Source organism: Neorhizobium sp. AL 9.2.2 (genome assembly GCF_013317225.1).
Lineage (GTDB): Bacteria > Pseudomonadota > Alphaproteobacteria > Rhizobiales > Rhizobiaceae > Neorhizobium > Neorhizobium soli.
Genome location: NZ_JAALXU010000001.1, coordinates 25,825 through 38,701 on the forward strand (window position 1 = coordinate 25,825; position 12,877 = coordinate 38,701).

Here is a 12,877-nt window from a genome sequence, read left to right on the forward strand (position 1 = left end):
AACCTTTGTTGTTTTCGACAGCTGCGCTTTTCAAGCAGTTCAGGCGGTCTTTTCCTTGGACAGACCCACGCGGAGGTCCGTCGCCTGATAGATGGTCTCGCCATCGGCCTTCAGCCAGCCGTCGGCGGTGCCCAGCACGAGGCGACCCCTCATGACGCGCTTGAAGTCGATGCCATATTCCAGAAGCTTGGTGTCCGGGCGGATCATGCCCTTGAACTTCACTTCGCCGGTCGAAAGCGCCATGCCGCGGCCGGGTTCACCCAGCCAGCCCAGGAAGAAGCCGGTCAGCTGCCACATGCCGTCAAGGCCAAGGCAGCCCGGCATGATCGGGTTGCCTTCGAAATGGCAGGGGAAATACCAGTCGTCCGGACGCACGTCGTATTCAGCGCGGATGTAACCCTTGTCGAAGGCGCCGCCGGTTTCCGAGATCTCCGTGATCCGGTGGACCATCAGCATGGGCGGCAACGGCAGCTGCGCATTGCCGGGACCAAACAGATCACCGTGGGCGCAAGAGAGGATTTCTTCGTAGCTGAAGCTGGACTGTCTGGTGGACATGAATTTCCGTTTCCCCCCGTTTGAAGCTTTTGTTTCCCAAGCTTTAGAGCAATATGGGCCGAAATTGAAGTCTTGCCATGACAACACAGGTGCTGTCTGGGGAAGACTGCAGCTGCGGAAGCATCGCATTCAGGTCCGCATATAGGAAGCGGAGAGCGCAAACCAGTGGTAAAACACCGAAAATTAGCGTTTTTGCCGACCGCGGAAGGACGTGCTAAGGGACACTATTGAAAGAATTCATCTTAAAAGTTATATCGGAAATCAGATTAGATCCCGTGTGATGAAACGGTTGGAGCCGAAGCACATATGGCGGATGCCATGCCGAACATCGAGATTAGATTGCGCCATTGCGGCCTTCGACCGACGAGGCAGCGCGTCGCGTTGGCGGATCTGTTGTTTGCAAAGGGTGATCGGCATCTGACGGTCGAGGAACTGCACGCGGAAGCCACGGAAGCCGGCGTGCCGGTCTCGCTCGCCACCGTCTATAATACCCTCCACCAGTTTACCGAGGCAGGCCTCATCCGCGTTCTCGCGGTGGAGAGCGCACGCACCTATTTCGACACCAATATTTCCGATCACCATCATTTCTTTGTCGAAGGGCGCAACGAGGTTTTGGATATCCCGATCAGCAATCTGGAAATCGGCAATCTCCCGGATGCGCCCGAGGGCATGGAAATCGCCCATGTCGACGTCATCATCCGGCTGCGCGAAAAGCGCGGCTAATCCTTGGCCTTGCCCTTGATCGCCTCGTCTGCCGGTCGCCCCGGACGTGACTTGTAGCGTGGCAGCGTCCAGCCGTAATGGATCGCGCCGCCCCGCAAGGCGAAGGCGACACATACCCCAAAGCCTGAACTGACATATTGCGGGAAACCGAGCGCTTGTGCCGCCGTGAACGCGGCCGCGCCGGCGATCGCGGCCGTGATATAGATTTCCGAGCGTAGCAGCACGGAAGGCTCGTTTGCGAGAAGATCGCGCAGGATCCCGCCGAATGCCGCCGTCAGCGCGCCGGTGATGATCGCGATCGTGGGTGATCCGGTCGCGGCCAGGCCCTTGGCCGCACCCAGCACGGTGTAAGCGGCAAGGCCCACCGCATCGAGCCAGATCAGTAGGCGATAGCGCCATTCGACCCGGTGTGCCGTCAGGTAGACGAGAACGCCGGTTACGACGCAGATCAGGATATAGGTCGGGTCGAGAACCCAGAAGACCGGGGTCCGGCCAAGAATGATGTCACGCACCGTGCCGCCGCCGAGCCCGGTCACGGCTGCAAAGAACAAAAACCCAATGAGATCGAGCTCCTTTCTTGATGCCGCAAGCGCACCGGTTGCGGCAAACACCGCGATGCCGGCATAATCGAGGATCATCAGCAGGGACATTCCATTCTCCAGCGTCGCGCAAGTGCATTGCTCTAGATGATCACGCTAACGACGGCAACGGCATCTCCGGTCAGGTCCGATGATGTCATGAAAAGATGATTTGAGAATATGGGTAGGTGCGGTGAATAAGGTCTTGATACTTCTGGTCGCTCTCGTCCTGCTGCCGACCTTCGCGTCAGCCCAGCAGAAACTGTTCAGCGATCCGGAAGTCACGGAAAAGAGCCATTTCCAGAAAACCTGCGGAAAAGTCGAGTTCGGTCCGGGCTTCGTCAAACGTTTCGACATCAACAATGATGGCATAACGGACGTCGTCACCGATCACAGCGACCTGACGTGCGACGGCGTTCGCGGCCCCAAATGCAATGCAGATGGCTGCCCGCAGAACTTCTACGTCCAGGCGAAGGAGGGCGGCTATATCATGATCGCCACCGCCCAGATCTACGGCTACGATTTCGTCCAGTATTTCGGCAACATGGTGTTCATGCTGCAGATGCATCCGCGGTTCTGCGAGCGCACCGATGCCGCGCCCTGCGTCATGCGGGTCCGCGTCCGCGGCGGCCGTTTCGTGACGATCTCGAAACAGTAATCGCGGCCCCTTTAGGGATCAGGGCGCCTTGATGCTGTCGATACGGCCCGCGAACCTATAGCCGAGAACGGCCATCCACTCCCGCGCGGCCGTCGCCGTCAGCTGCGTATTGAGCGCCGGCTGGGTGAAATCCAGCTTGGCGGATACGATGCCGCTGGTGCGAAAGTCGGTGGGCCAAGGCCGGACCGCTATTCCCGCCTTCTGAAACAGGGCGACGGAACGGGGCATGTGGAAGGCCGAGGTGATCAGCGCGCAATCGCTGAAGCCACGCTGCTTCAGAATTTCAGCTGTATTGAGCGTATTCTCGTAGGTGGTGCGCGATGTGTTTTCCTTCACCACCCGGTCCGCTGCTATGCCGAAGGCCGTGAAAAACCGTTCGGACGCTTGCGCTTCGCCTTCATAGACGCCGCTGAACGACCCGTCGCCGCCGGAAATCAGGATGCGCGATTGCGGAAATTCCAGCGCCAGCCGACCCGCTTCGATAAACCGGTCAGCCGCCTGGTTGAACTCGATGCCACCCCGCGCCGCCGTCACTTCGCTCTCGAAGGCGCCGCCGAGAATGATCATGCAGGAGAGGTCGGCAGGATCGGTTGCCGGCTTCGGGTAGCGAGCTTCGAGGGACTGCAGCGCCAAAGCGCCCGCCGTCGTATAGAGCGTCACGAACAGGGTGAGCGCGCACAGAAGTGCCGAGATGCCGGAAAGCTTCCGCCAGCCGAAAAACGCGAAGAGAGCGGCAAGCGCCGAAAGCAGGAAGGCGATGGAAAGCGGCTGCGCGAGCAGCCAGATCAGCTTGGAAATGAAAAACATGGACCGTCGTCTGTTTGAGTCCCGGCCAGTCTATCCTGTCGCGGGCCGATGGTGAACGCAGCAGCAGTCACTCTGTCTTGAGATAGGCTTCAACGCCGCGCGCTGCGGCAAGACCCGTGGCAAAGCAGGCAGTCAAAAGATAGCCGCCGGTCGGCGCTTCCCAGTCCAGCATTTCGCCGGCCGCGAACAGACCCGGACGCCGCTCCAGCATGAAGCCGCTATCGAGCTCGTCCCAGGCGATGCCACCGGCCGAGGAGATCGCTTCCGCAATCGGGCGAGGACGCAGCAGCGGGATCGGCAGCGCCTTGATCGCCCGCGCCAGATCCTCCGGCGGCATCCGGTTCACATCCGGTATCAGCTCGCGCAGCAAGGCCGCCTTGACACCGTCGAGGCCTGCACCCTTGCGCAGCCGGTTGGAAAAGCTCGCTTTCGCATCCTGCCGCGAGAGGTCGCGCACGAGACGCTCAAAGCTGCGGCCCGGCACGAGGTCGACATCAAGAGCCGCCTTTCCATCCCTGTTGATCAGCTCACGCAGGACTGCCGAATGCGCATAGACAAGGCTGCCTTCGATCCCGTGTTTCGAAATCACGAACTCGCCCTGATAGGTGCCCGCATCCGATCGCGTCGAGACGGATTTGAGCGGTGCCCCGGCAAAACGCTCGACGAACACGTCGCTCCACGCAACGTCGAAGCCGCAATTGGCCGCCTGGAACTCCGTTACCGCAATCCCCTCGGCCTTCAGCCACGGCACCCAGGCCGCATCCGAACCCAGCCGTGGCCAGCTTGCGCCACCAACCGCCAGAATGACCGCATCCGGGCGGATGAGAAGGTCGCCATCAACAGTTTCAAATCGGTAACCGCCGCCTTCGAACCCCGTCCAGCGATGTCGCGTCTTCAGCGCAACGCCCCGATTGCCCAGTCGGGCAAGCCAAGCGCGCAGCAGTGGCGATGCTTTCATGGCAACCGGAAAAACCCGGCCCGACGTTCCGACGAATGTTTCCGTTCCGAGCTCCTGTGCCCAGGCGCGAACATTCGATGGCGTGAACGCGTCGAGCGCCGGTTGCATCCGCGACGAAGACGAGCCAAAACGACCGGAAAACCGGCCAAAATCCTCCGCATGGGTGATATTGAGCCCGGATTTTCCGGCCAGCAGAAACTTCCGCCCGAAGGTCGGCATCGCCTCGTAAACGGTCACGGAAAACCCTGCGGCGGAAAGATGCTCCGCCGCGATCAGTCCCGCCGGCCCGCCGCCTATGATCGCAACCTGTCTGGTCATGATCTCCGGTTACGGCAGATTACGGCGTTTTGCCATAGCCCCCGGCCGTCGGCGTTGTTACCGTCACCGCTTCGCCCGCCTCGATCACCGTCTGGGCACAGCCCGGAAGTGTCTCGATCGAGCCGTCGAGCCTGCGCACGGTGGTGGTGCCAAGCTCTCCCTCTCCGCCGCCGTCAAGGCCGTGCGGGTGGAGCGTCCGATGCGAGGAGAGGATGGCGCAATCCATCGTTTCGAGAAACCGGATCGTCCGCTTGGTGCCGTCGCCTGCCGCAAACTGTCCCTGTCCGCCGGAATTGTCGCGGATATGGAAATCTTCGAGCAACACCGGGTAGCGCGTCTCCAGGATTTCCGGATCCGTGAGACGCGAGTTGGTCATGTGCACATGGACAGCGTCGGTGCCGGCAAACCCGCTGCCGTCGTTGAACCGGCCGGCCGGCGAACCGGAGCACAGGGTCTCGTAATACTGGTAGGTGGCGTTGCCGAAGGTCAGGTTGTTCATCGTCCCCTGGCTTGCAGCGATCGCACCCAGCGCGCCGAACAGAGCATTCGTCACGTGCTGCGACGTCTCGACATTTCCGGCAACGACCGCTGCCGGATATTGCGGCTTGAGCATCGAACCATCAGGCACGATGATGCGGATCGGCTTCAGGCACCCGGCATTCATCGGGATCGAGCTCTCCACCATCACGCGGAACACGTAAAGAACGGCCGCGCGCGTCACCGGTTCGGGCGCATTGAAATTGTTCTTTTTCTGCTCGCTGGTGCCGGTAAAATCGACCGTCGCCTCGCGCTTTTGCCTGTCGATGGTGATCTTGACCCTGATCGTGCTGCCCTGGTCGGTCGCGTAGGAAAACTCCGCGTCGCCAAGCTTTTCCAGAACACGGCGAACGCTTTCCTCCGCATTGTCCTGGACGTGGCCCATATAGGCCTGCACGACATCGAGCCCGAACTGCGCGATCATCCGGCGCATTTCGTAAACGCCCTTTTCGTTGGCAGCGATCTGCGCCCTTAAATCTGCGACGTTCTGCGCAACGTTGCGGGCAGGGTAGGGATGGTCGGACAGGAGGTTGGTAATGCCCGCCTCGTCGAACCGGCCGCGGTCGACCAGAAGCACGTTGTCGAACAGCACGCCTTCCTCATCGACGGTCGTCGCCAGCGGCGTCATCGATCCCGGCGCGGTCCCGCCGACATCGGCATGGTGGCCGCGCGAGGCGACGTAGAACAGGATTTTCTCACCCGCGTCATCGAATACCGGTGTGACCACGGTAATATCGGGCAGATGCGTGCCACCATTGTAAGGCGCGTTCAACGCAAACACGTCGCCGGGACGGATCTTGCCCCGGTTCTGCGCGATGATGCTTTCGACGGAGCGGTCCATCGATCCGAGATGAACCGGCATATGCGGTGCATTGGCGACCAGAGCGCCGTTCTCGTCGAACACGGCGCAGGAGAAATCCAGTCGTTCCTTGATGTTGACGGACGACGCCGTGTTCTGCAGCGTCACGCCCATCTGCTCGGCAATCGACATGAACAGGTTGTTGAAGACCTCAAGCAGAACCGGATCGGCCTGGGTGCCGACAGCCTTGCCACGCGACAACGTGACGATGCGCTTTAGGACCACGTGGTTGAGCCGGGTCACTTCGAATGCCCAGCCATCCTCGATCACGATGGTCTGGTGCGGCTCGACGATCAGGCAGGGACCGTTTGCCCGCGCGCCGGGTCTGATGTCGGCACGGCGATAGACAGGTGCCTCGCGCCATGCGCCGGTGGAATAGAAACGCGTGCGCTCCGCAGCCGTTGGAGCCGCGTCGTCCAGCGCAAACTCGGGCTCCGATGCATCGGCACCGCCACCGATCGCCTCGACCTCGTAGGCCTCGAAGATGATCTCGCGGTTTTCGAAGATAAAGCCGAACTGCTTCCGGTGGACAGTCTCGAACGCTGCCGTCATCTCGGCGGCATCTGTCACCGCGACCGAGAGGGTCGTATCCGTGCCCTGATAGCGTAGATGGGCACGGTGCAGCACCTCGGTCTGCGCCTGCGCCACGCCCTGCGAACCCATTTCCGCAAGCACGCTGGCGGAAAGTTCGTCGCGAACCGGATCAAGCGAAGCCAATGCTCCGGAAAGCGGCCGCGAAACCGTACGCTGGCGGGTAGCGCGGATATCGGCGAGACCCATCCCGTAGGCGGACAGGATGCCGGAAAACGGATGGATCAGGACCGTCGAGATACCGAGCGCGTCCGCTGTCAGGCAGGCGTGCTGACCACCGGCGCCACCGAAACAGGTCAGCGCGTAATGCGTGACGTCGTAGCCGCGCTGGACACTGATTTTTTTGACGGCATTGGCCATATTCTCGACCGCGATGGCAAGGAAACCGTCCGCCACCTGTTCCGGCGTGCGGCCATCGCCGACCACCGTCGCCATCTCCTCGAAGGCTGTGCGCACGCTGCCGGCATCCAGCGGCTGATCGCGGTTCGGACCGAAAATCCTAGGGAAGAGTTCTGGGGAAAGCTTGCCCAGCATCACATTCGCATCGGTGACGGTGAGCGGGCCGCCGCGGCGATAGGCTTTCGGGCCGGGATTGGCGCCAGCGGAATCCGGGCCGACGCGGAACCGACCGTTTTCGAAATGCAGGATCGAGCCGCCGCCGGCCGCGACCGTGTGGATCGACATCATCGGCGCGCGCATCCGCACGCCCGCAACTTCGGTCTCGAACGAACGTTCAAGCTCTCCGTCATAGTGCGAAACATCGGTGGACGTGCCGCCCATGTCGAAGCCGACCATTCTGTCGAACCCGGCAAGTCGCGAGGTTTCGACCGCGCCAACGACGCCGCCGGCCGGGCCTGACAGGATTGCGTCCTTGCCCTGAAACAGTCGTGCCGCGGTAAGGCCCCCAGACGACTGCATGAACATCAGCTGCGGTCCCTCAGAACCGGCAGTCTCCGCATCCGTGCCAAGCTCGCTCGCCACCTGATCGACGTAGCGGCGCAGGATCGGTGACAGATAAGCGTCGACGACGGTCGTATCGCCGCGGCCGACCAGCTTGATCAGCGGCGAAACCTCATGGCTGACAGAGACCTGGGCAAAGCCGATCTCGCGGGCGATCGTTGCGACCAGCTGTTCGTGAGCCGGATAACGATAGGCATGCATGAAAACGATGGCAATGGCGCGGTAGCCCGCATCGAACTGCGCCTGAAGGTCTGCGCGCACCGTCGCCTCGTCCGGCTCCGCCTCGACTTCTCCGTCGGCACGCACGCGTTCGTCGACTTCCACGACCGCCGTGTAGAGCAGTTCGGGCTTCACGATCTTCTTGGCAAAGATGTCGGTTCGGGCCTGATAACCGATCGCCAGCGCATCTTTGAAGCCGCGTGTGGTGACGAGCAGCGTCCGCTCGCCCTTGCGCTCCAGCAGCGCATTGGTGGCGACGGTCGTTCCCATTTTAACAGCGCCGACCAGTTCGGCCGGAATAGGTTGCCCAGCTTCGACCTGCAGCAACTCGCGAATGCCCTGCACCGCGGCATCGCGATAGGCTTCGGGATTTTCCGAAAGGACCTTGTGGGCCACAAGGGTTCCATCCGGCTTGCGCCCGACGATATCGGTAAATGTGCCGCCACGATCGATCCAGAAGTCCCACTTGTCCTGCGTCATGCAATGCCCCCATAACGATCAATTTGAGGCCACGAGAACATTTCGTCGATAAAACGTCAATGATCGATTGACAGGAAAATGCCCAGTACGGCATCATGCCTTTATAACAGGCAAAGTGGCCAGAAGAGCCGCGCCGCAAAGGCAACCGAGGGGAAGCCATATGAGCGATCTACGCATTCTTGTGCGGAGGGCAAACCGTGTCCACCGTTGATCCACGCCACAGCATCTTCCCCGAATGGCTCCGCAAAGGGTTGGACGGTTTGTACCTCGTGTCCGGCTGGCTGGCCGGCCTCTTTTTGGTCGCGATCTTCCTCATCATGCTTGCGCTATCCGCAGGCCGCCCGCTTGGGATAGACGTCCCGGCCGGCGACGATTTCGCATCCTGGGCAATGGCGGCGTCTGCCTTCCTCGGTCTCGCCCATACATTCCGCTCCGGCGAAATGATCCGCGTCGGCTTGCTGGTGGAAAGGTTCACCGGCCGTACCCGCCAGATGGTCGAGATTTTTGCCCTGCTGGTTGGGTCCGCCGCTGCCCTCTATTTCGCCTGGTACGCTTTCGACATGAACGTCACGTCGTGGCGGTTCAACGATCTTGCCCAAGGCGTCATCGCCATGCCGCTGTGGATCCCCCAGATCGGTTTTTCCGGCGGCCTGATCATCCTCGCTGTCGCCATGACGGACGAGCTTCTGCATGTGCTTTTCGGCGGGGCACCCCGCTATGAAAAGCCGCCTGCGGAAACGGCCGAAGAAGTAATTGAACGCGCAATGCAGAGCGGGGCCTGACGCATGGGAACGATTGAACTCGTTGAAATCGCCGGCGTCGTCCTCGTCGCGCTGCTGGCGCTTCTGGCCGCCGGAGTCTGGATCGGCTTCTCGCTGCTCATCTGCGGCCTGATTGCCATGCTTTTCGTGCCGGGCATCCCGTTTGGCGCGGTGCTGGCCACCAACTCCTGGAGCAACGGCGCGTCCTGGTCGCTGGCGGCGCTGCCGCTGTTTGTCTGGATGGGCGAAATCCTTTTCAGGACAAAGCTGTCCGAAGAGATGTTCCGGGGTTTGGCACCCTGGCTTGGCTGGCTCCCGGGCAGGCTCATGCATGTCAACGTTCTCGGATGCGGCCTGTTCGGCTCGATCTCCGGTTCCTCGGCTGCAACCACGGCGATGATTGCCAAGATCGCCCTGCCGGAGTTGAAGAAGCGAGGCTATGACGAGATGGTCAGTCTCGGCTCGCTGGCCGGTGCCGGCACGCTCGGCATTCTCATTCCGCCGTCGATCACCATGGTCGTCTATGCGGTCGCCGCCAACGTTTCGATCATCCAGATCTTCCTCGCCGGATTCCTGCCGAGCCTGATCGTGATGGTCCTCTATTGCGGCTATATCGTCGTCTGGTCACTGCTCAACCCCGACAAGCAGCCGCCTGCGCCGCCGAAAATGAGTTTCAAGGAGAAACTGAAGGAATCAGCGAACCTCATTCCGGTCAGCCTCCTGATCATCCTCGTCTTCGCAACGCTGTTGCTCGGCTGGGCCACGGCAACGGAATGTGCGGCCTGGGGTGTGGCCGGCTCGCTCGCCATTGCCGCCTGGTCGAAAACGCTCAGCTGGAAGTCCTTCTGGGACAGCGTCATGGGCGCGACACGTCTCACCTGCATGATCATGCTGATCCTGACGGGTGCCGGCTTCATGTCGATCGCCATGGGATATACCGGCATTCCGAACGCGCTGGCGGCCTGGGTCGATAGCTTCAACCTCAGCCCTTACGCGCTGATCGCGGTGCTGACGATCATGTATATTCTGCTTGGTGCGGCACTGGACGGCCTTTCGATGATCGTCCTCACCACGGTTGTCGTTCTGCCGATGATCCAGCAGGCCGGCTTCGACCTCGTCTGGTTCGGCATCTTCCTGGTGCTGATCGTCGAGATGGCGGAGGTCTCTCCGCCCGTGGGCTTCAATCTCTTCGTCCTGCAGACGATGAGCGGCCGCGATAGCCTGACGGTGGCAAAAGCCTCGCTGCCATTCTTTTTCCTGCTTGTGGCGACCGTCGCCATCATTACGGTTTTCCCGGAAATCGTGATGGTTCTGCCGAAAATGGCATTCCCGGGTTAATCACAAAGAGGGAACTGAAAATGAAGGTCACTGGAAAACTCGCCCGCCTCGGCATTGCCGCAGCCGCGCTCCTCGCGTCCACAGCATCGTCTTTCGCAGCCAACTGGGTCCTGCCGTCCGCCTATCCACCGACCAACTACCATGTCGAGAACCTCAACCAGTTCGCCAAGGACATCGATGCGGCCACCAAAGGTGAGCTGAAGATCACCGTTCATCCGAATGCCTCGCTCTTCAAGGCCCCCGATATCAAGCGCGCGGTCCAGACAGGCCAGGCCCAAGCGGGCGAAGTGCTGCTGTCGCTGCACGAAAACGAAAACCCGGTCTTCGGGATCGACGTCGTGCCGTTCCTCGCCACCAGCTTCGAACAGTCCAAGAAGCTTTACACGGCCTCGAAGCCCGCCATCGAACAGGCGCTCGACAAGCAGGGCCTGAAGCTCCTCTACACCACGCCATGGCCGCCACAGGGCCTCTTCACCAAGAAGGACGTCAACACCGTTGCCGACCTGAAGGGTCTGAAGTGGCGCGCGTATAATGTCGGCACATCGCGTATTGCGGAACTGGTCGGCGCCCAGCCGGTCACCGTCCAGGCCGCCGAACTGCCGCAGGCTCTGGCAACCAGTGTCGTCGATGGCTTGATGACATCCAGCGCCACGGGCGTTGACAGCAAGATCTGGGAATCGCTGACCCACTATTACGATACCCAGGCCTGGATCCCGAAGAACGTCATCTTCGTCAACAAGGCTGCGTTCGCAGCCCTCGACGCCGCCACGCAGAAAGCCGTGACGGATGCGGCTGCGGCTGCAGAAACCCGCGGCTGGTCGATGGCCGCCGAAAAGACGGCGTCCTACATGGAAACGCTGAAGAAGAACGGCATGCAGGTTCTGGAACCAAGCGCCGAACTGAAGACCGGTCTTTCCGAAATCGGCGCCAAGCTGACCGAGGATTGGTCCAAGAAAGCCGGCGCAGATGGCGCCGCCATTCTGGACGCCTACAAGAAGATGTGATTTCGGAAGCGCCGCGGCAATCATGCCGCGGCGCCCTCTCATTCCGGAGAAGTTCATGTCCGAACCGATAGACACTGTTGGCCCGATCGTTTCTTCGGAGCACCTGGCAAGCGGCGCGCTGCCGGCTCTGTCCGAAATCGAGTTCGGCCTCACCATGCTCAATCACGCTTTCAGTCGCTGGATGGTGCGCTGCATGGCGGCATCCGGCGTGCCCGACCTTTCGACCGTCGACATTCTCGTCCTGCACAACGTCAACAGCCGCAACAAGCCGAAAACGCTGGCAGATATCGCGCTTGTCCTCAATATCGAAGACACCCACGTCGTGACCTACGCGCTGAAAAAGCTGGAACGGCTGAAGCTGATCAAGTCCGGTCGGCGCGGCAAGGAAAAGCTGGTCATGGTGACGGAAGCGGGTGCTGCCGCCTGCGCCCGCTACAAGGCGATGCGTGAAAGCCTCCTCGTCAAATCAGTGCTGGCAACCGAAGTGTCCGCAGACTCCTTGTCGGATGTCGCAGCCCGCCTTCGCGCCCTGTCCGGCCATTACGATCAGGCCGCCCGCGGCGCCGCGTCTCTCTAGCGACAAAACGCTAAGACAAAAGCGTTCTCGTCAGAGGGTGGTGCGGATCGGATAGCCCGTCCAGCACTGTGAAATGGTTTCGGTCCGGCTCTTCGACCGCTTCGGTCTCGGCCCCCAGACCCTTCCAGATATTGGCAAGCAGGGCGTTCTGGCGAAGGAATTCCGAGCGCTCGTTGCCGCCCACCCAGCAGGTGAGGCGCGTGTTCGGGAGGGGTTCCAGCAAGGCCGGGCTTTCGCGCTGCGCCTCGTCAGGATCGATCCGCTGCTTCTCGTTCATCTTCGTCTTCATGATCGGGCGAAGGTCATGCACGCCTGAGATCGACACCGTGTTGACGATGCGGTCGCGAACCGGCTCTGCGAGCGGCGATGTGGTGGTGATCATCCGTGTGACGAGATGCCCGCCGACCGAATGCCCCGCAAGCCGTATTGGCCCCCCCACCAGATCTGCCGCGGCTGTGATCGCCTGGCCGATCTCGAGGGTGATTTCAGCGATCCGGTTTTCCGGCGCGAGCGTATAGGCTGGGAGTGCTACCGCATATCCGCTTTCCAGCGAGCCATGGGCGAAATGCGACCAGTAGCTATTGTCGAGCGCGATCCAGAAGCCGCCATGGACATAGACGACAAGGCCTTCCGGCTTTCCGGCGGGAAGCAAGAGATCGAACCGGTTGCGCAGCTTGTCGCCATAGGCGATGCCGAGCTTCGCACGTCCTTCGTTCAAAAGCGCGTCACGATACAGTCGTGCCGGCTCCACCCATGCGGCAGGCCAACGATCGCCCTTTGGTATGTTCGGGCCATTGGCATAGGCGTCGTCCCAGTCGATGATCCCGTGGCGCATGTGATTGTCCCCTGTTCGATCCGACAAGCGTCATAACCCGCCCCCGATGTCTCTGGAAAGCCTGCCTTGCTGTTCCAAGACTTCTCCATGTCGGCATAGTTTGCTTTGTGATGCTTTTT

Annotated in this window: 12 protein-coding genes; 6 read left to right on the plus strand and 6 right to left on the minus strand. The window is 61.1% G+C overall.

Annotation, left to right across the window (positions count from 1 at the left end; all coding sequences use genetic code 11):
* Nucleotides 1-39 precede the first annotated feature (39 nt).
* Nucleotides 40-555: a 3-hydroxyacyl-[acyl-carrier-protein] dehydratase FabA gene (fabA, locus tag G6K99_RS00130; protein WP_062454248.1), complete on the minus strand. Its 516-nt coding sequence runs from the start codon at nucleotides 553-555 to the stop codon at nucleotides 40-42.
* 306 nt (nucleotides 556-861) lie between these two features.
* On the opposite strand from fabA, the gene irrA reads away from it, so the two are divergent.
* Entirely contained in the window at nucleotides 862-1,278 is a 417-nt protein-coding gene (irrA, locus tag G6K99_RS00135) for an iron response transcriptional regulator IrrA (RefSeq protein WP_062454247.1), read from the plus strand.
* On the opposite strand, the gene G6K99_RS00140 is transcribed toward irrA, so the two are convergent.
* Complete coding sequence (locus G6K99_RS00140; protein WP_062454246.1) at nucleotides 1,275-1,928, minus strand: trimeric intracellular cation channel family protein; 654 nt, start codon at nucleotides 1,926-1,928, stop codon at nucleotides 1,275-1,277. The two genes, irrA and G6K99_RS00140, sit on opposite strands and share 4 nt — an antisense overlap.
* A 121-nt stretch (nucleotides 1,929-2,049) precedes the next feature.
* Between G6K99_RS00140 and G6K99_RS00145 the strand changes: the two genes are divergently transcribed.
* Nucleotides 2,050-2,514 carry a hypothetical protein gene (locus tag G6K99_RS00145; RefSeq protein WP_092664052.1) on the plus strand — a complete coding sequence of 155 codons (465 nt, stop codon included), beginning with the start codon at nucleotides 2,050-2,052 and terminating at the stop codon, nucleotides 2,512-2,514.
* A gap of 18 nt (nucleotides 2,515-2,532) precedes the next feature.
* On the opposite strand, the gene G6K99_RS00150 is transcribed toward G6K99_RS00145, so the two are convergent.
* From G6K99_RS00150 to G6K99_RS00160, 3 genes are all read right to left on the minus strand, one after another.
* Nucleotides 2,533-3,321: a YdcF family protein gene (locus G6K99_RS00150; protein ID WP_174195375.1), complete on the minus strand. Its 789-nt coding sequence runs from the start codon at nucleotides 3,319-3,321 to the stop codon at nucleotides 2,533-2,535.
* A 67-nt stretch (nucleotides 3,322-3,388) separates the two neighbouring features.
* Nucleotides 3,389-4,597 carry a TIGR03862 family flavoprotein gene (locus tag G6K99_RS00155; protein ID WP_180215410.1) on the minus strand — a complete coding sequence of 403 codons (1,209 nt, stop codon included), beginning with the start codon at nucleotides 4,595-4,597 and terminating at the stop codon, nucleotides 3,389-3,391.
* Nucleotides 4,598-4,616: 19 nt separating this feature from the next.
* Nucleotides 4,617-8,243, minus strand: coding sequence for a hydantoinase B/oxoprolinase family protein (locus G6K99_RS00160; RefSeq protein ID WP_174195376.1), 3,627 nt, complete (start codon nucleotides 8,241-8,243; stop codon nucleotides 4,617-4,619).
* A 197-nt stretch (nucleotides 8,244-8,440) separates the two neighbouring features.
* Between G6K99_RS00160 and G6K99_RS00165 the strand changes: the two genes are divergently transcribed.
* The 4 genes from G6K99_RS00165 to G6K99_RS00180 are packed head-to-tail and all read left to right on the plus strand — an operon-like array spanning nucleotide 8,441 to nucleotide 11,923.
* Complete coding sequence (locus tag G6K99_RS00165; protein ID WP_174195377.1) at nucleotides 8,441-9,025, plus strand: TRAP transporter small permease subunit; 585 nt, start codon at nucleotides 8,441-8,443, stop codon at nucleotides 9,023-9,025.
* Nucleotides 9,026-9,028: 3 nt separating this feature from the next.
* Nucleotides 9,029-10,342: a TRAP transporter large permease gene (locus G6K99_RS00170; RefSeq protein WP_062454241.1), complete on the plus strand. Its 1,314-nt coding sequence runs from the start codon at nucleotides 9,029-9,031 to the stop codon at nucleotides 10,340-10,342.
* A gap of 20 nt (nucleotides 10,343-10,362) precedes the next feature.
* Nucleotides 10,363-11,346, plus strand: a complete 984-nt coding sequence (locus G6K99_RS00175; protein ID WP_062454240.1) for a TRAP transporter substrate-binding protein — start codon at nucleotides 10,363-10,365, stop codon at nucleotides 11,344-11,346.
* Nucleotides 11,347-11,401: 55 nt separating this feature from the next.
* Nucleotides 11,402-11,923 (plus strand): winged helix DNA-binding protein, encoded by a 522-nt coding sequence (locus G6K99_RS00180; protein ID WP_062454239.1) that lies wholly within the window; start codon nucleotides 11,402-11,404, stop codon nucleotides 11,921-11,923.
* Between the two features lie 10 nt (nucleotides 11,924-11,933).
* Here G6K99_RS00180 and G6K99_RS00185 read toward each other — a convergent pair whose 3' ends face one another.
* Nucleotides 11,934-12,758 (minus strand): alpha/beta hydrolase, encoded by an 825-nt coding sequence (locus G6K99_RS00185; RefSeq protein WP_174195378.1) that lies wholly within the window; start codon nucleotides 12,756-12,758, stop codon nucleotides 11,934-11,936.
* Nucleotides 12,759-12,877 lie beyond the last annotated feature (119 nt).